Source organism: Lysinibacillus contaminans (genome assembly GCF_001278945.1).
In the GTDB taxonomy this organism is placed as follows: Bacteria; Bacillota; Bacilli; order Bacillales_A; family Planococcaceae; genus Lysinibacillus; species Lysinibacillus contaminans.
Window position 1 is genome coordinate 396,352 of the sequence record NZ_LGRV01000001.1, and the last position, 23,682, is coordinate 420,033.

General features: G+C 38.7%; 24 protein-coding genes. 11 read left to right on the plus strand and 13 right to left on the minus strand.

Features of this window, described 5'->3' with window-relative positions; all coding sequences use genetic code 11:
• Together cysT and AEA09_RS01980 are read right to left on the minus strand one after the other, a co-directional pair.
• A complete protein-coding gene (cysT, locus tag AEA09_RS01975) occupies positions 1-834 on the minus strand; it encodes a sulfate ABC transporter permease subunit CysT (RefSeq protein WP_053582242.1) in 834 nt (277 codons plus the stop codon).
• Positions 835-845: 11 nt separating this feature from the next.
• Positions 846-1,904 carry a sulfate ABC transporter substrate-binding protein gene (locus tag AEA09_RS01980; RefSeq protein ID WP_053582243.1) on the minus strand — a complete coding sequence of 353 codons (1,059 nt, stop codon included), beginning with the start codon at positions 1,902-1,904 and terminating at the stop codon, positions 846-848.
• 788 nt (positions 1,905-2,692) lie between these two features.
• On the opposite strand from AEA09_RS01980, the gene AEA09_RS01990 reads away from it, so the two are divergent.
• The 4 genes from AEA09_RS01990 to cysC are packed head-to-tail and all read left to right on the plus strand — an operon-like array spanning position 2,693 to position 6,243.
• Positions 2,693-3,394 (plus strand): phosphoadenylyl-sulfate reductase, encoded by a 702-nt coding sequence (locus AEA09_RS01990; RefSeq protein WP_053582245.1) that lies wholly within the window; start codon positions 2,693-2,695, stop codon positions 3,392-3,394.
• A gap of 12 nt (positions 3,395-3,406) precedes the next feature.
• The gene (locus AEA09_RS01995; protein ID WP_053582246.1) at positions 3,407-4,471 is read left to right on the plus strand and encodes a sulfate permease; all 1,065 of its coding nucleotides are present in this window, start codon (positions 3,407-3,409) and stop codon (positions 4,469-4,471) included.
• A gap of 42 nt (positions 4,472-4,513) precedes the next feature.
• Positions 4,514-5,653, plus strand: coding sequence for a sulfate adenylyltransferase (gene sat, locus AEA09_RS02000; protein WP_053582247.1), 1,140 nt, complete (start codon positions 4,514-4,516; stop codon positions 5,651-5,653).
• Positions 5,650-6,243: an adenylyl-sulfate kinase gene (gene cysC / locus AEA09_RS02005; protein ID WP_053582248.1), complete on the plus strand. Its 594-nt coding sequence runs from the start codon at positions 5,650-5,652 to the stop codon at positions 6,241-6,243. Before sat ends, cysC begins: the two co-directional genes overlap by 4 nt.
• A gap of 311 nt (positions 6,244-6,554) precedes the next feature.
• On the opposite strand, the gene mnhG is transcribed toward cysC, so the two are convergent.
• From mnhG to AEA09_RS02045, 7 genes are read right to left on the minus strand one after another with little or no spacing between them, the layout of a single operon-like run.
• Positions 6,555-6,923: a monovalent cation/H(+) antiporter subunit G gene (gene mnhG, locus AEA09_RS02015; RefSeq protein ID WP_053582250.1), complete on the minus strand. Its 369-nt coding sequence runs from the start codon at positions 6,921-6,923 to the stop codon at positions 6,555-6,557.
• The gene (locus tag AEA09_RS02020; protein WP_053582251.1) at positions 6,907-7,188 is read right to left on the minus strand and encodes a Na(+)/H(+) antiporter subunit F1; all 282 of its coding nucleotides are present in this window, start codon (positions 7,186-7,188) and stop codon (positions 6,907-6,909) included. Before AEA09_RS02020 ends, mnhG begins: the two co-directional genes overlap by 17 nt.
• Positions 7,185-7,664 carry a Na+/H+ antiporter subunit E gene (locus tag AEA09_RS02025; RefSeq protein WP_053582252.1) on the minus strand — a complete coding sequence of 160 codons (480 nt, stop codon included), beginning with the start codon at positions 7,662-7,664 and terminating at the stop codon, positions 7,185-7,187. Before AEA09_RS02025 ends, AEA09_RS02020 begins: the two co-directional genes overlap by 4 nt.
• Before the next feature lie 4 nt (positions 7,665-7,668).
• Positions 7,669-9,156, minus strand: a complete 1,488-nt coding sequence (locus tag AEA09_RS02030; protein WP_053582253.1) for a Na+/H+ antiporter subunit D — start codon at positions 9,154-9,156, stop codon at positions 7,669-7,671.
• Complete coding sequence (locus AEA09_RS02035; RefSeq protein ID WP_053582254.1) at positions 9,149-9,490, minus strand: Na(+)/H(+) antiporter subunit C; 342 nt, start codon at positions 9,488-9,490, stop codon at positions 9,149-9,151. The genes AEA09_RS02030 and AEA09_RS02035 overlap by 8 nt, the downstream gene beginning before the upstream one ends.
• On the minus strand, positions 9,490-9,912 hold the full coding sequence (locus tag AEA09_RS02040) for a Na(+)/H(+) antiporter subunit B (protein ID WP_053582255.1): 423 nt from the start codon (positions 9,910-9,912) through the stop codon (positions 9,490-9,492). Before AEA09_RS02040 ends, AEA09_RS02035 begins: the two co-directional genes overlap by 1 nt.
• Positions 9,899-12,313: a Na+/H+ antiporter subunit A gene (locus AEA09_RS02045; RefSeq protein ID WP_053582256.1), complete on the minus strand. Its 2,415-nt coding sequence runs from the start codon at positions 12,311-12,313 to the stop codon at positions 9,899-9,901. The genes AEA09_RS02040 and AEA09_RS02045 overlap by 14 nt, the downstream gene beginning before the upstream one ends.
• 152 nt (positions 12,314-12,465) lie before the next feature.
• Here AEA09_RS02045 and AEA09_RS02050 point away from each other — a divergent pair, with 152 nt between their 5' ends.
• Positions 12,466-13,029, plus strand: coding sequence for a DUF5366 family protein (locus AEA09_RS02050; RefSeq protein ID WP_053582257.1), 564 nt, complete (start codon positions 12,466-12,468; stop codon positions 13,027-13,029).
• Positions 13,030-13,117: 88 nt separating this feature from the next.
• On the opposite strand, the gene AEA09_RS02055 is transcribed toward AEA09_RS02050, so the two are convergent.
• Positions 13,118-14,968 carry a transglycosylase domain-containing protein gene (locus AEA09_RS02055; RefSeq protein ID WP_053582258.1) on the minus strand — a complete coding sequence of 617 codons (1,851 nt, stop codon included), beginning with the start codon at positions 14,966-14,968 and terminating at the stop codon, positions 13,118-13,120.
• Between the two features lie 259 nt (positions 14,969-15,227).
• On the opposite strand from AEA09_RS02055, the gene AEA09_RS02060 reads away from it, so the two are divergent.
• Together AEA09_RS02060 and AEA09_RS02065 are read left to right on the plus strand one after the other, a co-directional pair.
• Positions 15,228-15,815: a peptidylprolyl isomerase gene (locus AEA09_RS02060; protein ID WP_053582296.1), complete on the plus strand. Its 588-nt coding sequence runs from the start codon at positions 15,228-15,230 to the stop codon at positions 15,813-15,815.
• A gap of 25 nt (positions 15,816-15,840) precedes the next feature.
• The gene (locus tag AEA09_RS02065; protein WP_053582259.1) at positions 15,841-16,038 is read left to right on the plus strand and encodes a hypothetical protein; all 198 of its coding nucleotides are present in this window, start codon (positions 15,841-15,843) and stop codon (positions 16,036-16,038) included.
• 40 nt (positions 16,039-16,078) lie between these two features.
• On the opposite strand, the gene AEA09_RS02070 is transcribed toward AEA09_RS02065, so the two are convergent.
• The gene (locus AEA09_RS02070; protein ID WP_053582260.1) at positions 16,079-17,512 is read right to left on the minus strand and encodes a magnesium transporter CorA family protein; all 1,434 of its coding nucleotides are present in this window, start codon (positions 17,510-17,512) and stop codon (positions 16,079-16,081) included.
• Positions 17,513-17,606: 94 nt separating this feature from the next.
• The gene (locus tag AEA09_RS02075) at positions 17,607-18,776 is read right to left on the minus strand and encodes a MalY/PatB family protein (RefSeq protein WP_053582261.1); all 1,170 of its coding nucleotides are present in this window, start codon (positions 18,774-18,776) and stop codon (positions 17,607-17,609) included.
• Between the two features lie 72 nt (positions 18,777-18,848).
• Between AEA09_RS02075 and AEA09_RS02080 the strand changes: the two genes are divergently transcribed.
• The 4 genes from AEA09_RS02080 to yugI all read left to right on the plus strand — a co-directional run bounded on the left by AEA09_RS02080 (position 18,849) and on the right by yugI (position 22,012).
• A complete protein-coding gene (locus tag AEA09_RS02080; protein WP_082332534.1) occupies positions 18,849-19,109 on the plus strand; it encodes a DUF1871 family protein in 261 nt (86 codons plus the stop codon).
• A 254-nt stretch (positions 19,110-19,363) separates the two neighbouring features.
• Positions 19,364-19,912 carry an RNA polymerase sigma factor gene (locus AEA09_RS02085; RefSeq protein ID WP_053582263.1) on the plus strand — a complete coding sequence of 183 codons (549 nt, stop codon included), beginning with the start codon at positions 19,364-19,366 and terminating at the stop codon, positions 19,910-19,912.
• On the plus strand, positions 19,905-21,548 hold the full coding sequence (locus AEA09_RS02090) for a hypothetical protein (RefSeq protein WP_053582264.1): 1,644 nt from the start codon (positions 19,905-19,907) through the stop codon (positions 21,546-21,548). The genes AEA09_RS02085 and AEA09_RS02090 overlap by 8 nt, the downstream gene beginning before the upstream one ends.
• An 86-nt stretch (positions 21,549-21,634) precedes the next feature.
• Entirely contained in the window at positions 21,635-22,012 is a 378-nt protein-coding gene (yugI, locus tag AEA09_RS02095; protein WP_053582265.1) for a S1 domain-containing post-transcriptional regulator GSP13, read from the plus strand.
• A gap of 252 nt (positions 22,013-22,264) precedes the next feature.
• On the opposite strand, the gene AEA09_RS02100 is transcribed toward yugI, so the two are convergent.
• A complete protein-coding gene (locus tag AEA09_RS02100) occupies positions 22,265-23,572 on the minus strand; it encodes a sigma-54-dependent Fis family transcriptional regulator (RefSeq protein WP_053582266.1) in 1,308 nt (435 codons plus the stop codon).
• Positions 23,573-23,682 lie beyond the last annotated feature (110 nt).

Consider the following 23,682-nt stretch of genomic DNA (forward strand, 5'->3'; position numbering starts at 1 on the left):
CTAATGCACAAACCGACGATTCGCCAGCCATTGCATAATATTGATGGTAAATAGTAAGACAAAGGAAGTAACGAGCATGACCGTTGCAATAGCAGTGGCGCCAGCATAATCATACTGTTCAAGCTTTGTCATAATAATCAGTGGTGTAATTTCCGTTTTCATCGGCATATTACCTGCAATAAAAACGACCGAGCCATATTCACCGAGTGCTCGTGCAAATGCTAGCGAAAAGCCTGTTAAAATCGCGGGTGCAAGCTCTGGGAATATAACTTTCGTAAAAGTTTGTAAGCGAGTAGCGCCGAGACTAGCAGAAGCTTCTTCAATCTCAGCGCTAATATTTTGTAAAACAGGTTGAACTGTACGAACAACAAAGGGAAGACCGATAAAAGTCAGTGCGATAATAATGCCTAGGGGGGTGAAGGCAATTTTAAAATCAAAAAACTGACCAATCCAGCCGTTTGGTGCATACAGGGACGTTAAGGCAATCCCTGCAACAGCAGTTGGTAAGGCAAATGGTAAATCAACAAGTCCATCTATTATGCGTTTGAATGGAAAGTTATAACGTACAAGTACCCAGGCGATAATGGTGCCAAAAACAACATTGAGCAAACCTGCTGTAAGTGCTGTGCCAAAGCTTAGCTTATAGGAAGCAACGGCACGAGGATCACTAATAATAGCTATAAATTCTGCCCAACTTAAAGACATCGTGTTTATAAATATCATTGATAGTGGCAGTAGTACGAGTAAGCTAACATAGAGCATCGTATAGCCAAGGGAAAGATGGAAGCCAGGAATAATGCGGGCTGGCTTCTTTTTTAGTGTCAAGCTACTCATGAAAGGCCTCCTTATGAATGTGGTACATAAATTTCATCGAATGTGCCGCCATCATTAAAGTGCGTTGATTGAGCTTCCGTCCATCCGCCAAAATCTTCAATAGAAATTAACTCAAGCTCAGGGAATTGATCTTTGTATTTGGCCAGTACTTCTTCATTCCGTGGACGGTAATAATTAGCCGCAGCAATTTCTTGACCTTTGTCGCTATACAAATGCTTTAAGTATGCTTCAGCTACTTCACGTGTTCCCTTTTTATCGACGATTTTATCGACAATCGCTACTGGTGGTTCCGCTAAAATACTTAAAGAAGGTGTCACGATTTCAAATTCATCTTTCCCTAACTCATTTAGCGATAAATACGCCTCGTTCTCCCAAGCAATTAGGACATCACCAATTTCACGTTCAACAAATGTTGTCGTTGAACCACGTGCACCAGAATCTAACACTTCAACATTGCTATATAGTGCGGTCATAAATTCTTTCACTTTTGCCTCGTCATTTGAATAGAGTTTTTTTGCATAGGCCCAGGCAGCTAAATAATTCCAACGTGCACCACCTGATGTTTTTGGATTTGGTGTTATAACAGATACACTATCTTTTGTTAAATCACTCCAATCCTTTATACCCTTTGGATTCCCTTTACGTACTAAAAAGACGATTGTAGATGTGTATGGTGTAGAGCTGTTTTCAAATTCTGTTTGCCAGTCTTCGTTTAATAGTTCACGAGTTTGCGAAATTTCATCGATATCATAAGCAAGTGCTAGTGTCACAACATCCGCCTCCAACCCATCAATTACAGCACGCCCTTGTTTGCCAGAGCCTCCGTGCGACTGGTTGATGGTAACATCTTGACCTTGTTCTTCTTTCCATTTAGCAATAAAGTCCTTGTTAAATTCTTCGTATAGTTCACGAGTAGGATCATAAGATACATTTAATAGTTCTACAGCTTCCTTTTTTCCCGCTGTGCTTTTTTCTTTTTTAGAAGAACTAGTAACCCCGCAACCTGTTAAAGCCAGTGTTAGTGCTGATAATAGAGCTATTGTTTGGAAAATAGGTTTTCTTTTTGTCATCAAAGATCTCTCCTTTTTTGTCATGGAAACACAAAAGGCCATCTCTCAATCCACATAGTAGCGGATTAAGTAGATGGCCTTCAGGTAGCCTGATCAGCGTTAGTATTTGAAATCACTTAAGTGCACGTTAAAGCTTATTTCCACATTAAACCTATATATCCGATTAGTCAACAAGGAATTTGAAAAATAAATTACAGTGAAAAAAGAAGTAATGAAATAAAGGAATTTAAAATTTTTATTATTTACTTTACAAAACCTAGTTGACTACTTGGTGTAATGTAGTATATATTGGTAATAAGAAAAGTGATTGCTGAATGAGGTAAAACATTACCAGTGCACAATCATTAGTAAAGTAAGTAATTTTAAAATAAATAGCAATAGAATGCTAGCTAGTCAACTAGAGGCGTTTTAACAAAGGTATGTACTATTACTGCCTTTTGTTAAAACGCCTTTTATCTTTATTCAGTAAAAAACTCCCACTTCTATTTGTGGTGAGATAAATGAAGATTCATCCTTTTTTAGTGGGTGTCGAACACCAACTGAATGAAGATAAAGCCTCCGGCGGATGTCACAGATGTTTTTTGCGCGAAAGCGAAGCGTCAGATTTTGAATGGAGTTAATTTAGGAAGTTTGCCTAAGTACGTCGCATCCGTGCGACAATTTATCTGCCCGAAAGCGGAGCGGCAGGAGCAACGGCTAACTGACCTGCATCACGCAGGCCTAAGTACAATTCAAAATCTCGACGCAATTACGCCGGGGCGTAATTGATTTTTTACGGGGGGAATAACATGTTAACGTATGCGACTTGGCAAGAGCCAACAATTGATTTTGAACAGGATGAAACCTATAAAGCTGCGCTAGAAGTTTTACGATGGAGCTATGCTCAGTATGGGGAGGAAATTGTATATGCATGTAGCTTCGGCATTGAGGGTATCGTCTTAATTGATTTGATTTCAAAGGTAAAGCCAGATGCAACCATTGCTTTTTTAGATACAGATGTCCACTTCAAAGAAACATATGAAACCATTGCTCGAGTAAAGAAAAAATATCCTGAACTTAATATTATTTTAAAGAAGCCTGCACTGACACTTGCAGAACAGGCCACGCAGCACGGAGATGAACTTTGGAAATCTAACCCGAATAAATGTTGTGAAATTCGCAAAATGGTGCCACTTTCTGAAACATTAGCAGGGGCAAAAGCTTGGATTTCAGGATTACGCCGTGAGCAATCGCCGACGCGTGCAAATACAAATTTCATCAATCGTGATGATAAATTTAAGTCGATAAAAATTTGCCCACTTATTCATTGGACATGGAAGGATGTGTGGCGTTACGTTTCGAAGCATAATTTGCCGTACAATCCACTACATGATAAAGGCTACCCGAGTATTGGCTGCGAACATTGCACACAACCGGCATTTAATATGGATGATTTGCGTGCAGGTAGATGGCAAGGGTCTGGAAAAACTGAGTGTGGGTTACACGGATAAGGGAGTGTCGCCATGCTTGAATATATTGCCATAGCCATTAGTTTATTTTTTGCTATGAATATTGGTGCCAGTGGTGCAGCCGCTTCGATGGGTGTTGCATACGGAGCTGGAGCTATAAAAAAGGCTCGGCATGCGTTGGTGATTTGCGCAATAGGTGTTTTTGCTGGAGCTGTACTTGGTGGTGGAGAGGTTGTAAAGACCATTAGCTCAGGCATTATGCCACAGGGGTATATTACAGTAAATGTCGTGATCATTATATTAATTTCTGCGACCAGCTCGTTATTTCTCGCCAATATTTTAGGGATTCCACTATCGACAAGTGAAGTAACAGTTGGAGCTGTTGTCGGTGTAGGTATTGCTTACAAAGTGCTATACGTGAAATCATTACTTGTCATTATGTCGTTTTGGGTCATTGTACCAATTATTGCATTTATCAGTGCCTTCGTTTTTGGTAAGTTGTTGTTTAAATTACAAAGTAAAGGCCGTATAAAAGATCGTCCGATTTTAACGGTATTGTTAGTACTTGCTGGATTTTTCGAAGCTTTTTCAGCAGGGATGAATAATGTGGCAAACGCAGTTGGCCCACTAGTTGGTGCTGGTATGATGAACGTTACAAATGGCATTTGGATTGGTGGTATTTTTGTTGCACTCGGTGCAGTGTTACTCGGCAAACGGGTACTTGAAACAAATGGCAAGAAAATTATACGTTTTGAAAAAACGGAAGGGATACTGATTTCGAGTACAGGAGCTGTGCTTGTCGGCATAAGTTCAGTATTTGGGCTACCAGTGCCTTTAACACAGGTAACATCCTCAGCCATTATTGGTATGGGTGTGGCGAAAAGTGGAACACAAGTTTTTCATAAGAATATCGTAAAGAAGATTTTTCGTATTTGGATTGTATCACCAGTTTTTTCATTAGCAATTTCTTATTTTCTTGTACAGCTATTTTTGGAGAAAGATTTATATGCCATCGTGTTAATTGGTAGTGTCATTGTCGGAACGCTTGGCGCGATTAGTTTAATGCGAATAATGCGTGAAGAAGAACAATCCATATATGACGCAGGGGAAGGCATTTAAATATAAAAAGTAGTATATAAATATAATTAGGGGGATATTAAAATGAGTTTACAACCACATGGTGGAGTGTTAGTGCAAGCTTACAATCCAGAAAAAGTGATTACACATATTACGAAGGGGATTGAAATTGATGCAATGGCACTTAGCGATTTAGAGCTTATTGGCATTGGTGGCTATAGCCCAATTGAAGGATTTTTAACAAAGGAAGATTATGAATCAATCGTTGCTCGTACACGTTTAGCATCTGGAGTTGTGTGGAGTATCCCCATTACATTACCTGTGACAAAGGAAGTAGCCGCAACTATACAGACTGGCGATGAAGTGAAGCTGTTACATAACGGTGAAGTTTACGGTGTAATCGAGGTAGCAGATATTTATGAACCAGACAAGGATAAAGAAGCGTTGTTAGTTTACGGTACTCAGGATTTAGAGCATCCGGGCGTTAAAAAACTGCATGATCGACCTAGCGTTTATGTTGGTGGCAAAATTACGCTATTAAAGCGTTTGGAGAAAAAATTCCCGACGTATACATTCGATCCTGCGGAAACACGTCAATTATTTTTAGAAAAAGGATGGAAAACAGTTGTAGGTTTCCAAACACGTAATCCAGTCCACCGTGCACATGAATACATCCAAAAGGCAGCACTTGAAACGATCGATGGCTTATTTTTAAATCCATTAGTTGGAGAAACAAAATCTGATGATGTGTCGGCTGCGATTCGTATGGAAAGCTATGAGGTACTACTAAAAAATTACTACCCACAACATCGTGTGCAATTAGGGGTATTCCCAGCAGCAATGCGTTATGCAGGACCAAAAGAAGCAATCTTCCATGCACTAGTGCGTAAAAACTACGGCTGCACGCATTTTATTGTCGGACGTGATCATGCAGGTGTAGGTGATTACTACGGCACATATGATGCACAAAAAATCTTCGAGCAATTTACAGAGGATGAGCTAGGTATTGTGCCACTGAAGTTTGAACATAGCTTCTACTGCAGTAAATGTGAAGGCATGGCAACTACGAAAACCTGCCCACATGATAGTGCTTCACATATTATTTTATCGGGTACAAAAGTACGTGAAATGCTACGTAATGGCGAAGTACCACCAAGTACATTTAGTCGCACAGAAGTAGTAGAAGTGCTTATTAACGGAATGCGTAAGGAGGTACTAAGTTGAGTACAAATATCGTATGGCATGAGGCGTCTATTGCAAAAGAGGAGCGTCGTGCACAAAACAAACATCAAAGCTTTATATTATGGTTTACAGGTTTATCGGCTTCAGGGAAATCTTCAGTTGCAAATGCCTTTGCCCGCACATTGTTTGAGCGAGGAAACCAAGCCTTTGTATTAGATGGCGATAATGTCCGTCACGGATTAAACAATGATTTAGGTTTTGGTGAAGATGATCGTAAAGAGAATATTCGTCGCATTGGAGAAGTGTCTAAGCTTTTTGTGGAGAGCGGTCAAATTGTACTTACAGCTTTTATTTCACCGTACAGAGCAGATCGCCAAGTTGTGCGTGAGCTAGTGGAAGACGGGGAATTTATTGAAGTGTATGTGAAGTGTTCTGTGGAAGCTTGCGAAAAACGAGATCCAAAAGGGTTGTATAAAAAAGCACGAAATGCAGAAATTCCAAACTTTACAGGCATTAGCGCACCATATGAAGAGCCAGAAAACCCGGAAATTATTTTAGATACGGAGCATTATTCAATTGAAGAATGTGCACAACAGTTAACGGATATTTTAACAGCTAAAGGTCTTATTTAGGGCAAATAGAAAACGACAATACACTACAATGGTAGCGTATTGTCGTTTTTCATTTTTAATGTATTGAAAACGATGCGACTTCGTTCGCTCAACCTCGGAGTGAAGTCGCTCAACCTTGGAGTGAAGTCGCTCAACGTCGACCCGAAGTCGCTCAACCTTGGCCTGAAGTCGCTCAACCTTGGCCCGAAGTCGCTCAACCTCGGAGTGAAGTCGCTCAACCTCGGTCTGAAGTCGCTCAAGCCTCGGTCTGAAGTCACTCAACCTCAAAGTCACTCAGCTCATCTCCACAATGCAAGCCCTTTTTAGCAGGTTTATTTAATTCCTTGTTCTTTTTTCATTCGTTCAATTTCAGGAGCAAGGTCGTCACGAACAGTACCTTTCCATGGCTTAACACCCGCAATATAAGAAGAACGAGTCATGATATGTCCACCGACAGGTCCTGTGATGAACAAGAATAAAATCCCCAGTAAAATACGAGGGTTGAAGTGGTCTTCGATAAGCCAGAAGTGGAAGAATACACCGATAAGAACGCACATCACCCCAAGAGTCGCACTTTTCGAAGCGGCGTGAGCTCGTGTGTATAGGTCTGGTAAACGAATTAAACCAATGGCTGTCACAACAATAAATAACACTCCTATAGAGATGAAAAAGATAATTAAACTATTAGCGAGAATTGTCACGTTTAATGATATCTCCTTTCTCTATAAATTTAGAGAAAGCAACTGTACCGATAAACGATAAAATCGCAAGCAACAAAATGATTTCAAGGAAAAAGGTCGTCTCCACTAAAATGGAAAACAGCCCGATTAACGAAATAAGTGATACACCAATAGAATCGAGTGCGACTACTCGGTCAGATGAGGATGGCCCTTTGACCATACGATAAATAACCGGAATCATCGATAAGCAAATCACTACAATAGCACCAGTCATAAATGTTGTCATGATTTACTCACCTCCAAAATCGCTTTTTCAAATGAATCTCTAATTGCCGCAATTGCTTCGTCTACATCACCAATGTCGATGGCGTGCACATATAAAACTTTAGCATCGTCAGACACATGTACAACGACTGTACCAGGCGTTAATGTAATAAGACTCGACAATAGCGTAATTTCCCAATCCCTAGTTAGTACAGTAGGGTAAGCAAAAAAGGCAGGCTGCATATCGAGTTCGGGCCTTAAAACTACCTTCAATACTTGAATATTCGCTAGGATTAATTCCTTCAAAAATATTAAAGTTAGTTTAATGATCGCCCATACACGTGCAAGATAAAGTCGTGTTGTGAAGAAGCGCCTCATGATTATAATCAAAATAACCCCTAGAATAAACCCGACAAGAAATCCTGCCGCTGTAAAATTCGATGATAAGAACATCCAGACAAGGGCAAGAATAAAGTTTAACATGACTTGAAATGCCATAGTCTTAATCCCCCTTCATCACAGCATCTATATAAATAGATGGGTCGTTTAATAATTTCGCAGCATCGTCCATAAATGGTGTTACCCATTCAGTACCAACACCGTATACAACGGTTACAAGTACCAGTAAAACGGTCGGAACAAATAAGGTATTGTACACCTTTTTGTCGATAACCACGTTTGTTTCTTTTACCTCACCCCAGAAGGCGTAAAGGAAAATACGTATAACAGATAGCAACACTAGTAATGATGAAGCTAATATGAAAATACTGCTCCACATACTACCTGCTTCAAAACCGCCTTGTACAATTAACAGCTTGCCCACGAATCCACTAAGTGGAGGAATCCCGGCCAAACTAAATGCCGCAATCAGATAAAACCAGCCAAGTGCAGGATATTTTTTAATGAGTCCGCCCATTTTCCGTAAATCGGACGTGCCAGTAATATAAATAATGATCCCAATGAGCATAAACAGAGCTGCTTTAATGAGCATGTCATGAATTAAATAGAACATCGCGCCTTCTAATGCTACTTCATTCATTTGTGAGACACCGAATAAAATGACGCCGACTGCAATGACGATATTATAAATAATAATGAGCTTTACATCAAAATACGCTAAAGCCCCTATACAGCCCGCAATAATTGTTAAAATGGCTAGTCCCATCAATAATTCATGTGTATACGATAAATCGTGCACGAAGAACAACGTATATGTACGTGTTATTGCGTAAATGCCGACTTTCGTAAGAAGTGCACCGAACAGTGCCAACACTGGGATTGGCGCCGCTGCATAGGACGTAGGAAGCCAGAAATATAACGGGAAAATTGCTGCTTTTAGCCCAAATACTAATAAGAACATGACTGCAATAACAGTGACGATTCCTGGTTGATTAATTTCACCAATTTTCACTGCGATATCTGCCATATTTAGCGTACCGACTACAGAGTATAAGAATGCTACTGTAATAACAAACAAAGCAGAAGAGATAACGTTAATTAAAATATATTTAATCGAGCCCATGAATTGTTGTTTCTCGCCGCCAAGTACAATCAGTAAATACGATGACATTAATAACACTTCAAAGAACACGAATAAGTTGAAAATATCGCCTGTTGTAAAGGCTCCATTTACCCCAGTTAAAATGAACATGATACCTGGGTAATAAAAGAAGCGTTCACGTTCTTTCGTAATTAAGCCGAAGCCATACCATACGATAAAGAATGTAATAAGTAGTGTCGTCGTGACTAGTAGTGCGGACACCATATCGGACACCATTGTAATACCAAATGGGACTGGCCAATTGCCGAACGTCACTTTTTGAATACCATCACTTTTTACTTTGAATAGCAAGGATACTGCTGAAGCGAGCGCAAGCCCAATGCCAAGCAAGGCAAACGAACGTTGGTATTTTAAATTTTTCTGCCCGAACATTAAGATCATCCCGAAGAAAAACGGAATAATGATCGGCAGTAAAAGGAAGTTATTCATCCTCATCACTTCCTCTCATTAAGCTAATATCATCTGTCTCTAGTTCCTGGTACGAACGATAAGCAAGCACTAGGAAGAAAGCTGTTACGCCAAAGCTAATTACGATTGCCGTTAAAATTAGCGCCTGTGGAAGAGGGTCAGCAAATGTTTTTGCACCTTCATCTAATACAGGTGGCGCTTCACCGCCAAGACCACCCATCGTAAGAATAAGTAAATGGGCACCGTGACTGAGAAGACCAGTACCGATAATTATGCGTAATAAACTTTTCGATAAAATTAAATAAACAGCGGCCATAAATAAAAAGCCGATTGTAAATGCCATAAGTATTTCCATTATTCATCCTCCCCAATTGTTTGAATAATGGTCATCGTCACGCCGACGACAACACAATAAACCCCACCATCAAAAAGCATCGCCGTATGCAATGACTGTTTGCCTAGAAGTGGCAGATTGTAATAATCGAAGAAATGCGTGAAGAATGGTTTGCCCAATAGCATGGGGAAAGCCGCTGTTCCAAGAGCTAAAAGCAAACCTATCGCTGTTAAGTACGTATAATTAATTGGTAATACGCTACGTACAGTTTTTAAATCAAATGCTAATACAAGCAATACGATGGCACTGGCCGTTAATAAGCCGCCAACGAAGCCTCCTCCAGGTGTATAATGTCCAGCCATAAAAATATGAATGGAGAAGAAGAAAATAATGAAGAAAACGATTTTAGCTGTGAATTGAAGAATCACATCATTTGTTCTCATGTGCTTTCCCCTTTCTATTCATACGAAGCTTAATCATTGCTAGAATTCCAATACCTGCAATGCTTAGTACTGCGATTTCAAATAATGTATCGAAGCCACGATAATCTACAAGTATTACGTTGACGATATTACCGCCACCCGCTAAAGAATACACAGTTTCTTCATAATACTTAGATATGGATGGTACTAATTTTTGCGAATGTGCTGATAATGCTACAAGAGTAACCATCACACCGACAGCAACCGAAATAATCGCACGATTTACTTGGAAGCGTATGCGTTCCTCAGACTTACCAAGCTTAGGTAAATGATAAAATGCTAGTAAAAATAATGCTACAGAAATTGTTTCAATTACAAGCTGTGTTAATGCTAAGTCTGGTGCATTGAAGATGACAAAGAATAATGCAACTGTATAGCCGACTGCACCTAAACCGATAATCGCAGTCAAACGAGATTTCGCTAAAAGTGCAATACATGTACCACAGATAAGAACTATGATTAAAATAACGCCATAAGGGTGAATTGGCGCTGCGCCTTTAAAGGTAAATGTAAATGCATCTTTCACGATTAATGTACCAATGACAATCACTACAATGGCACTAAACATATACAGTAAATAATGGCGCATAGACCCTGTCATATACAGACGAGACACACGGTTCAGCCCGACATCTAGACCAAGCATTATTTTGTCATAGAAATTATTTAATGTCAGTGCACGTGGGAAAGCGTTGTATAGTCCTTGCCACTTCGGAAGTGCGACAAACAATAAAACCCCAACAAGCACGATTCCAATCGTCATAAATAATTCTGGTGATAGCCCGTGCCAAGCTTGCACGTGAATATCTATATCCCCCGGTGCACTATATAAAAATGGTTGAATCGCATAGACTGCCGGTTTTACAAACGTATCTCCAATAATGTTCGGGATGAAGAAAATCGTCACAACAAAGGCCGCTAAAATCATTGGTGAAATCAACATACCAATCGGAGCCTCATGAGGTTTATGTGGCAGTTGCTCTGGTTTGTATTTCCCGGAAAATGTGTGGAATACAAAGTAAAAACTATAGATAAATGTAAAAATACTTGCAACCCATGCGACAATAGGGAATAAAACACCCCATGTATCAAAACCAAACAAATCAAAATTTTGTAATGAAAGCATGGCAGTTAAGAACATTTCTTTACTTAAGAAGCCGTTAAATGGTGGAAGTCCAGCCATTGAAAAGGTTCCGATTGCAGCTACTGTAAAGCTAAGTGGCATAATGCTCATTAAACCACCAAGTTTGCGAATATCGCGGGTACCCGTTTCATGATCAATAATACCTGCAATCATAAATAGACTACCTTTAAAGGTAGCATGGTTAATGAGGTGGAAGATTGCTGCAAAGGCCGCATACTTAAACACGGTATCGGCAGCACCATTGACATGAAATGCCACAGCACCTGCACCTAATAAGGACATAATAAGTCCCAACTGACTGACTGTAGAAAAGGCTAAAATACCTTTTAAGTCTGTTTGTTTTACTGCAAAGAAAGAACCCCAGAATAAAGTTAGCAAACCTACGCCTGTAACGAGCCATACCCAAAGTTCAGAAACAGCAAAAATAGGTGTAAAACGAGCTACTAAGTAGATACCCGCTTTTACCATCGTTGCGGAGTGAAGGTATGCGCTGACTGGTGTCGGTGCTTCCATAGCATCCGGCAGCCAAATGTAAAATGGGAACTGTGCAGACTTAGTGAATGCACCAAGTAATATTAGAACGAGTGACCAAGTAAACCATGGATGCTGCATTAACTCAGGTGCCATGGCAATGAGTTCACGAATAGAATACGTATCCCCCATTAAATATAGAAGGATAAATCCTCCTAGCATCATTAAACCGCCGCCAACTGTAATGATCATGGATTTAAGTGCACCAAAGCGAGATGCATCTCGAGTGTACCAATAACCAATCAATAAGAAGGATGAAATCGACGTTAATTCCCAGAAGAAATACAAAGTAATTAAATGGTCCGATTGCACAACACCAAGCATTGCGGTCATGAATAATAATAGGTAAACATAAAAGTTATGCAATTTTTCTTTATGCTTATCTAAATAAAAAATGGAGTAAAGAACAACAAGTGAGCCGATTCCAGTAATAAGTAAGGAGAACAATAAGCTAAGTCCGTCTAAATAGGACACGACGGAAATATCAAGCGATGGAATCCAAGGGAGCTCAGCAAGAAAAACTTCTCCCTTTGCCACTTTCGCTATATACGTTGCATAAATAATAGCGAGTGTAGCAGGTACTGCAAGGACAAACCAGCCCGTGTGGATATTTTTGACACTTTTATATAAAAAAGGTACGAATATCGCTGCAAGCATAGGGATGAAAATATAGAGTACTTGTGACAAAAAAATCCTCCTTTATGCAATAATACTAGTAATTATAGCGCATTTTTTAATGTAATGCATACGTACCATGGGAATTAGCTTGCGGGAGTATGTGAAATATAGCTATATTATATATAGGAAGTTATCAAAGAAAAAAAGAGGAAATTTTTTTTATGAAAAATCCATATTTATACGGTTATTTACCTTTAATAACGATATTATTATTTAGTTTGACGTTCGGTATGTACGCGGTCGGCGTATCATTGCAATTATTCCAGTCAATTGGTGTGTATTCCGGTATGCGCGAATTTTTATCAGATTTTGAGTTGCGTATTTTTTTACTAATTGTATTTGCATTAATTTTCTTTATGGTATTTTCAGCACTGAAATTAATTGGAGAAACCATCCATGAGTTAGGAATGTTGTTTTTCTCGAAGGACAATGAAGGAGAGACGATGAGCCAAGCACGTGGTGGTTACATAGTTCTCTTTCTTGGTGCAACGTGTTCAGCTTTTGCAATTCAATCGTTGTACTTTTTAGTTGGAATCTTTGTCATCACGATTATTATGTACTTTATTTTCGTTATTTATAAGATGAGTAATTTTTTATCTGTTGGCGGAACAGTTGGTTTACTTATTTTCGAGGTACTTTCGTGGATGCTGTTATTATCTCTCATTGTCTATGTTGTACTTAAATTATATAACGGTATTTTGGCGAGCTTACCATTCGCACAATAATTTCTTTGTAATCGTTTATGAGCGTTTGTTCAAGGAATCCGTTGCTTTCAGAGATAGTAGAAGGAGATGCTTTAGTATCTCCTTTTTATTATTCTAGTAACACATTAAATAGTTTGTGATGAATTTTGTATGCTTCTAATTCTTCCATAGATTGTGGTTTGTCGTAGCCAAGCCATACTGCCGCTGTGTACTCATCGTTCAATCCTGCAAGCCAATAATCTCTGTAATCATTGGTTGTGCCTGTTTTAGCACCTACATAATTGCTATTACTGTAAACACCTTGCCCAGTGCCATTTGCGACTACATCGGCTAATAAGGAGCGCATGTACTTCACTGTTTTAGGAGACCAAATTTGGTCCCGAGCTGTATCCGAGTTATACAACACAGTGCCATCACTTGCCGTCACTTTACGAATGCTATGCGCGAGGGCATACGAACCATCGATAAAGCTTGTGTAGGCATCTGCTAGTTCGATTGCAGTAACACCGTATGTTAATCCACCCAAGGAAGCAGCGTAGTTATGGTCCTGAGCAACGATTGATCGGAAATGGAAGCGGTCCAGATAACTAAATGCCGTTTCTATGCCCACTGTATTAAAGAGACGCACAGCAGACGTATTGTAACTGTGTCGGAATGCTGTCTGAATTGACACATCCCCGTACACATAGCCGCCGTAGTTTTGCGGACAAAAAGAACCGACGCAGTAATTGCGACCACTTACAGTCGAGTCAGGTGTGTGCGCTGTTGTTTCAAAAAAAGGTGCATAAACAGCTAAAGGCTTAAATGCAGATCCCGGCTGCCGCATACCTTGATAGGCACGATGATAATCAAACTTTTCATAGTCTTTTCCCGCATATAGGCTGACAATTTCACGAGTTGCATTGTTGATGACAGCTCCAGCTGCCTGTAATTCTCCTGAACCTAAAATTGTCGTCATGAGATCTTCATCATGCGTTTGCTTGTCAGGGTCAAGTGCTGTGTAAATAGTTAGGCCATTTTGATATAAAAAATTTAAACGCTCGTCAAGCTGATTTCTAATCGTTTTCTTTTCTTCCTCGCTTTTCGCTTTCACAAGGCGATCAGAAAAACCGTCTTTTTCAGCAACAAGCCAGCGAAGCTCTTGCAAAACATATGTACTATACATAGGAAAGCTCTGCAATTTGTTTTTTACGTTTAATGTAATCGTTTCTGCTTTGTAGGTAGCCACTTCAGCTTCGGTTAGTGTACTACTTGATGCAAGTGTATCGAGTAATCGTTCTTGCCTCGCTTTTGTATTATCAAAATTTTTCAAAGGATTATAGAGCGATGGGTTGTTTGGGATGGCCGAGATAAAAGCCATTTCTGCAACTGATAATTCCTTCAAAGATTTTTGGAAATAATAGGTTGCAGCAGCACCAATACCGTATACCTGATTACTAAAATAGGATTCATTTAAATACATCGTTAAAATGGTCTCTTTATCAAATTCTTGTTCAAGCTCATGGGCATAAAAGAGTTCTGTTAGTTTTCGTTCATATGTTTTTTCTTCTGATAAATAACGCATACGGACGAGCTGCTGTGTAATTGTACTGCCGCCTTGCGAAATGCCGCTATCATTTGAGTTTGCGATAACTGCTCGTGTAATTGCACTTAAATCAAAACCAATATGTTGATAAAAGTCTGCATCCTCACTAACAATAAAAATTTCTTGTGCGATTTGAGGAATTTCTTGCAATGTCAGTGGCTGTCTCCACTCCACGTACTCCTCGCTATACGTCTGCCCATTCTTATCAATAAGCGTGACCGGAAGCTGTGCCTGTACCTCTGGTAAACGAATAGCATCGGTAATCTGTTCTTCATGTGCTTTAGCAATACTTATTTCAGTCCATATATTGTCTCCGATCCACCAAAGAATCGGTAAGGATAAAAAAATTAATAAAAAGCCAAAAGCCTTGTTCATATGTACCTCCAGTCAATCAAGTTCTTCCAAGATATTACCTTTAATCAACAGAATAGCATATTTTATAGCGTTGCAAAGTGACCTAGATGCAAATAAGTCATATTAGCTATTTCAAAAATAAAACGAAAAGTGCAAAAATCGTCAATACTTGGGTGGAGAAAACATACAGGAATTGTGTTAGACTAATATGAGGTCAGGGAAGATGACATATTATCTTTCCATTGAAACTGAAATTTTACATTTTAAAGGAGAGACTCCCATGTTTCCACAATTAACAAAAGAAGTACAAGCAGGCGAAGTACTAGTAGAAATGAATACAACTTTAGGTGCAATAAAAATTAAATTATTCCCAGAGCAAGCGCCAAAAACAGTCGAGAACTTCTTAGGTCATGCTAAATCTGGCTACTATGACGGTATCATTTTCCACCGTGTTATCCAAGATTTCATGATTCAAGGTGGCGACCCAACAGGTACAGGTATGGGAGGCGAATCAATCTGGGGTAGTTCTTTCGAAGATGAATTCTCTGATGAGTTATTCAACTTACGTGGTGCACTATCTATGGCTAACGCTGGTCCAAACACAAATGGTTCTCAATTTTTCATCGTACAAATGAAGAACTTACCAAGTGATATGCTACGTCAATTACAAGGTGCTGGTTTCCCAGAAGAAATCATTACTGCATATGCTGAAAATGGTGGTACACCTTGGTTAGACCATAAACATACAGTATTTGGTCATGTTGTTGAAGGTATGGATATCATTGACAAAATTGCCGAAGTAGAAAAAGACGGCCGTGACAAACCACTTGAAGATATTAAAATCGAGTCAATTACAGTTTTTGAATAATAAATTGTAAGGAAGTGTAGAAAATATGCCTTTTTTGTATTTTCCAGATGATAAATCTGCATATATCCCAGCTGCAATAGAATTTTTAGTGATTCTAATTTTATGTATTGCCGTATTTTTGATGTTCAAAAAGATTTCGAAAAAGCAAGAAATGAAAGCGCAGGAAATTGAAGCACGTATTCTCGGTGAAAGAAATAAAGTAAATAGCAATCAGAATATATAAAGAAAAACGAGATGCCTCAAATGTTGAGGCATCTCGTTTTTTAATGGGGCCCATTGCGCTTATAGCGGTGAAGATGATTGCGAATCACTTTAAATGTAGAATAGCAAGTAAGTACAAAGGCTAGGGTAATGCCACTTAATGCGGTCAATAAGGCAAGCCACTCAAAAATGGAATACGTCCAAACATTAGACCAATTCACTTGACCATTCCATTCCTCGATGACTAAATTCATGCCATAAATGCCGGAAACAACTGTAAATACAGTTAAAATGAACAGTAACTTATTATTACGTTTATCCGAGCGATCTTCCAAAGCACGATATAAGTTATCAAGTGTTGTTTTTGTCTCTAGATAGTGTTCTTGAATGCGAAAAATCTTTTGTAGCATTTGAGATATTTCTTTGCCCTCAGTACGAACAACTACATCATCAAAATAATAATGTGATGAGAATCTTGTGATAAGTTCAATAAGATCATCTACCACGAGCTTATCTTTACTCCAGTTAATTTCACTATGTTCAAATGCCACTTTTAACAGCATCATCCTATAAAAGTAATGGATGAGCAGATTATAATAATGTATCCCCATAAATTTTTCAATATCACGGACGGATTTTGAAAAGGGACGATTAGCTATCGTGATTTGAGACTGTGTAGAAGTCACGACATAACTCGAAGGCGCCCAACGAACGTGCGTATGCTCAGTAACATAATTTGTAATATATTCAGGATTGGTACTTGAGATAAAAGGTACCCCATCAGGTTTTTTTCCGTCTACTTGACCAAGACGAAATAAATGTTCATTTTTAATTTCTGCATTTTCTGCACTTAAAAGATAAGCAGACACTAACATTCGCTCATCTTCTAAAAAAGGTAAACCACCGTAGGTATTCGTTTTATAATGGATTAAATAATCTTCTAGAAAGGGGAGGAGGTACTGGAATAATAATTCGCTTGTGGATTGGTAATGTCCAAATTCAAAGTGATGGTTTGTACCTTTTTCCTCCTCAAGCTTTGCCTCTAGAACACGAAAATAATGAATGAAATTAACGACATCACTAAATTCCTTTATTTCATCAGTCATTTGTAACCGTATGGTAATAATGCCAGTACCAAAAGGGCAAAGTGTTATATCAGTACTTAATATTTGATAGGGAAAGGTTTCATGTTTGCTTTGTAAAAAGCCAGTTATATTAAAGGACTTCGAAAAGCGCAAAAAATCTTGTGAATTCGATTTGGCTGGGAACAATTTATCTTCAACGTAAGGGTAAAAAAATTGAGCAATTTCCTCATGCGAAACCGTAATGCCTTCGCTATAGAAAGCATTTTCTAACTCCTTGTTTTGTAGTGTGAAAAATGTAAATCCTTCACTTTCTAGCTTTTCACACAGCTCTTTTCTATTTTTAGGGTGGTAAGCAAACGGAAATAAAAATGTCATATATGCATGTTCAATTGCCAATGGAGTTAATGTCATTGTATACACCTCCCTATGCATAAAACTTTCCACATTCTATCTTTTTTAAACATAAAAACAGAGAGAAGGAAATCTTCTCTCTGTTTTAGTTACATTATGCAAGCGCCTTTTTAAAGCGAGCTACACCTTCTTTTACGAGGTCTAGGGAGCAAGCGACATTCATGCGTAAAAATCCGTTGCCTTCTACACCGTATTTAGTGCCTGGCTCTAAAGCAAGATGCCCAACTTCTAGTAAACGTTTCATCATGTCCTTTTCGTCGATGCCTAGCTCACGATAGTCAATCCAAATTAAATACGTTCCTTGTGGCTTTGGAATATGAATACCTGGTAGCTGTCCAAGCTCAGCAATGACATAATCTATATTTTTAGATACATAGACTAATAGCTCATCTAGCCAAGGTTTACCTTCAGTATAGGCCGCATGCAGTGCAATAGGAGCAAAGTTATTTAATGAGCCATGACCACTTGCCGTAATTACTGCCTCTAATTGTGCACGTTTTTTCTTATCTGACACAATCATGTAAGCAATTTGAATGCCAGCTAAATTAAAGGTCTTAGTCGGTGCCATGCATGTAATGATGCGGTCGATTTCATCACCAGCCACTTTCGCAAGTGGTGTGTGGACAGCGCCATCAAGCATTAAGTCGGCATGGATTTCATCTGAAATAATGAGAACATCATATTTGGCACAAAGGCGTACGATTTCTTTTAGCGTTTCTTCACTCCATACGTAGCCACCTGGATTATGAGGATTACATAAAATGTACGCTTTGACATCCTGTGCAAGTGCTTGTTCGAATGCTTCAAAGTCGTAAACAAATGTACCGTTTTCTTCTACTAAGGGACAAGTAATGACTTCGCGGTCGTTAGTTTTAGGTACATTGAAAAATGGTGGATAGACTGGCGTTGAAACAAGTACTTTATCACCTGGTTTTGTTAGCGCTGTTAAGATATTTGCCATTGCTGGAATAACACCTTGACGGAATAAAATAGACTCTTTTTCAATCTGCCATCCATGACGCGTATGTAGCCAGTCAACAACTGAATCTTTGGCATCGTCACTAATGAAACTATAGCCGAAAACAGATTGCTCTAAATAGTTATGAAGTGCTTGTGTGACAGCTTCAGGTGCAGCAAAATCCATATCTGCTACCCACATCGGTAAAATATCTGAAGCATCTTTTAGGCTATATACTTTCTCCATAGCATCCCATTTAAAGGAGTTAGTATGACGTCGATTCATAGGTTGATCAAAAATAGACAAGCAAATCACTCTTTTCTTTTTTATTTACTATGGTATCATACGATTAATATAAAAAGATAATAGGTGAGTATTTTGGAAAATAGTAGAATGAATCGAACTGCCGTATATTTGCTAGAAGCGTGGGATCCATTCCAATTAGGTATGGGCCATTATGATACGGAAACAGCAGATGTTGTTGCTGCACTACAAGGCATTGATGATCCATCAACGCTTGCGAAAGTGATTCAAGACACATATGAGCACTCGTTTGAACAATGGATTCCGTTTGAAGATTGTGTAGCCATTTCATACAAACTAATTGCCGTTAAATTTGAAGCAAAATGCATTATCTAATGAAAGGCATTCGCACACTTCTATCCTCGATTTCGAGAGGGTAAAAGACCCGCGAATACCTAGACAATAATTAAAAATCCTCGTAGCCTTTATTATGGTGCGAGGATTTTCTTTTATTTTTAGAATGATCATCAATAGCTCGGTTAATTTCGAAAATTAATATCAAGAAGTACTGGTAGCAAATCATAATAACATGTAACAATTATAAAAAAGGTTTCGTTTCAATTGTAAAGAAAGATAAGGAGGGGGTGCTGGTGACGGAACACAAATTAATTGAACGTGCACAACAAGGAGATAAAGAAGCATACATAGAGCTGATCCGATACCATCAGCAAACGGTTGAAAAGTTTGCTTATCAATGTGGTGTACATACAAGTGATGTGGCAGATGTCGCACAAGAAGTGTTTGTGAAATTATACCGGTTTTTGCATCAATTTAAACAAGATCGTTTTACAACATGGCTTTATAAAATTACGCTCAATGCCACTCGTGATTACTACCGTAAAGAAAAGCGTGAGCAAGTAAAGGAAGATCGACTAAACGCGCAGCCACAAGCATCTAATGTATCTGCGGAGAAGCATGTCCTCAATTTTGAGGAAGATCGACTGTTACATAAGGCTATTCAAGCACTCGATGAAAATTATCGCTATCCACTCGTGTTATTTTATTTCCATGAATTAAAGTATGAGGAAATTGCAGAGGTACTTGGTATTTCACTATCCACGGTCAAAGTACGCATTTTACGCGCGAAGGAAAAGCTTAAAGTGGCGCTGACGAGGGAGGGGAGTGTTGAAAATGGATGATAAGCAATTTGACAAACGTATGGAGCTTTTAAAAAAATCATATGATCGAATGGAGCCACAATTAGATCCAATAGATGTTTTTGCGCAGATTGAAGTGGAGGAATCCTTGCCGCCGGTTCAGACTGTAACCACACCACCAAAACATCCCTCGAAATGGCAAAAGCCAGCTGTTTGGGCGGCGAGTATTGCTAGTGTGTTGCTTGTTGGTTTACTAGTAGCGCCTTATGTGTTAGAAACTTCAACTTCTTTACCACCAACAGAAGAAATTGCTATTACACCTATCGAGGACTACGATGTGTGGCTAGATGAATTTACAAAAACGTATGAAACGAAGCGCGAGCAAATGCGAGAGGAGCTGGATATGCCCGAGGAGGCGTTAAAACAGCTGCAGTCAGTTCAAAGTGCTGCAAGTGCTTTACATCATTTGAAGAAAGATAAAGAGAGAATTTTATCAAATCAAAAATCAACGAGCGGCTTTATTGAAGATATGACAGCAGGTATTTTAGAACTCCTAATGACACCACGTGAGAAGATTCAAAAAATGGCGGATTATGATTCTAAAGAGCAAGTATCGTTTAGTGATTCTTTTTCCCAATATGATTCTTATGCACAAAATGCAGAAGATGTTGCACGTTATTATACAGAGCAGTTAGCCCCATTTAAGAAGTTTTTATTAGGTGAGCCAGCGCAATTTCCGCAAGAACTGAAGAACTTGATTGCAACAGCAAATAAGCAATATATTGAGCTGCAAAATGACGGTCAGTTTCGTCCAGACCCTATATTTGGTAAGAATGCGCCTTCTTATATGAAAGCTACGCCTCCCGATGTACTTGGTTATTATAAGCATTTGGCGACAGGTTCATTGCTTGTCGGTGGAGATTTGCGTTTACCAGCTAGTGAAACAGCGGATATTTTGGTTATGTATGAGCAAGTACTTATAGCAGATCCTTTTACAGATTTCCCTGAATATATGGTGTTAAAGGGGGAATTTGAAAACACGTGGCTAGCACTCTTAAAAGGTACAGACGCTTTTCCAATGCGAATGGCAGATGGTCGACTTACTGAGGAGTATCAAGATTTTGTCATGGGTGTGGCAAATGGTGAGTATGGTGAAGCTATGCAGGGTATGGTAAAAAAAATAGTAAGTGAGCTAGAGTCAGGCGAATCTCAAACGCTAACGCAATTAACGGAATATGATGTATCAATGGGAATTTTATCACAGAAGAATCAAAATTTTGAATACTTTAACGCAACAAAAGTGACGACTTCTGGAAATTGGATACAAGAAGCACATTTGCTTTATAAAGCCTATACAGAATCAGGGGATGTGAAGATGCTTGATACCTTGCATCCATTAAATGTAGCGAAATTATTTTTATTTGCTCTTTCTCAAGAGGATTATAAAACGGCGCAGCAGCTAATAACGAGCGATGTTGAGCTTGCAGACATATCAAAATTTAATGATATACGCATTTTTTCTGAACTTAGTGTAACGTACGGTTCTACGGTCACGATAATTGCAATAGTGAAAGAGGAAGAACGCGAGATATATGGACAGGAAATTATATTTAAAATAGATAAGGTGGATGCGGAAGGGGGCCAATCTCGTTACCGTATTTCGGCCATCAACAAATAAGACGATGTTTTGCCCGACTAATTTGCGTATGTTATACTTTAACGTGATATATACGTAGCGAACATACAGAAAGTGGGCAAAAGGTTATGGGGAAAAAATATGAATTAGGGGACGTGTTGACCGGTAAAGTAACTGGAATTCAACCATACGGCGCCTTTGTGGCACTCGATGATGACACACAAGGCCTCGTGCATATTTCTGAAATCACATACGGTTTCGTAAAAGAAGTTGGAGAGTTTTTGACAGTTGGGCAAGAGGTTGAAGTGAAGGTACTTGAGATAGATGAATCGGCTGAAAAAATCAGCTTATCGATTCGTGCCTTACAAGACCGCCCCGCAGCATTACGTAAAAAAGATGCACTACCTCGTAAATCATTACAGGACCGTGTGGATGAATCAGATGCCAATGGTTTTAACTCTTTAAAAGACAAACTGCAGGACTGGATCGAACAGTCAGGGCAATAGCAAAACACTTCGTATTTGGTTAGACGAAATACGAAGTGTTTTTTTATTTTCAATTATTGTAAAAAAATCAGTATTATTTAGAGAATAACCCTTGAAATCACTCCGCACTATATTTATTAAACTTACATTAAAGGTCATTACTAAAACATGTACTTGACTGAAAATAAACCTCACTATTGGTAAGCGCCTGTAGTGGAATGTGCTGTCAAGTACAGTTTTGGGTGTAGAGCTTACATTTAAAATAGAAAATTTTCATTTTTTGTTCATTTTTTTTATACGATACTGTAAGTTTTGGCGACTCATCCCAAGTGCATACGCCGCGTTCGTAATATTTCCCTCATGCAAATTCAAGACATTTTGTACATAATATGATTCAGCTTCCTGTAAATAAACATCAAGCGGCATCACCTCATTTTGTTGTTGGAACATAAAAAATTCCGGTTCGCGATGTGGCTTATTTTGTTGCTGTGCTTTAAAACGGAAATGTAACGGCAATAAATCGTAAGTAACTGTTGACTCTGTCGTCATAAATGAAGCAATTTCATCAAGTAATAGCTCAAGCTCTTTCAAATTACCTGGCCAGTCATACTGTGAAAATAATTCCTGCACATCTGGTGAAAGCTTTGCCACATTTGAAGCAAACCGCTCACGATGACGACTGAAATAATCTTCTACAAACGGTATTATATCCTCCTTCCGTTCCGACAACTTCGGAACGGTAATGGATATGGATGCAAAGAAATAATAGAGTGATTTTGATAACTTTTTCTCTGAAATCAACTCAATTGGGTCACTGCCGACACTAGCAATAAGCATATACTTCGATGAAGGTAAAGAATGCAATAGCTCAAGTAATTGCTCTTGTACATCCAAATTTAAAAATTCAATCCGTTCGAAGAAAAATGTATACTCCGTATCATTCTCAATAAGTTCCTTCACTTTATCTATCACCAATTGTGCAGAGCGACGACTAAATAGTGTGATGAAGGCTTCAGAATCATTTAAAGCCGCATGATGAATACCCTCAGCTACTAAATCTTTCCCAGTTCCAGATTCACCGATGAGTAAGATCGGTAATTTCACCTCTGCTGCTTTTTTTGCATACGCAAGTACCTGCCTCATCGCATCAGAAACAGCTGTAATCACCTCAAACGTCAATGGCTCATCGTAACGACGGAGCGGCTGATACACTAACTTTTCGAGCGATGTAATATCACGTGCGAATTCAATTGCGCCGATAAGTTTATCATCATCAAAAAGTGGAAAGGTATCATTAATGGTTGTAATTTCATGGCCATGTTTATTCCAATACGTTTGTTTCACATTCATTTCTTTTAAACCCGTTTGCAGAACTCGTAGTAATGTACTTTCATGTTGGCGGAAGGAAAAGAGTTCAATGATCGAGCGGTCTGTTAACTCATCAAATTGAAAGCCTTCGATTTCTTTCATTTTTGTATTATATAAAATTGTTTTTCCTGTTACATCGATAGCGTGAATGCCAACGGATACATTGTCTGCTGCAAATTTATAAAAAGGTAGTAATTGTTTAGTTTTATCCATAAAATAAACACCTCTGAGATTTTTTACTTGTAATACGCAATTTAATTTTGCATTATTAAGAATATAAAGACATTTTAGATGCAAAAAAATTTTGCGTCAATGATTTTTGT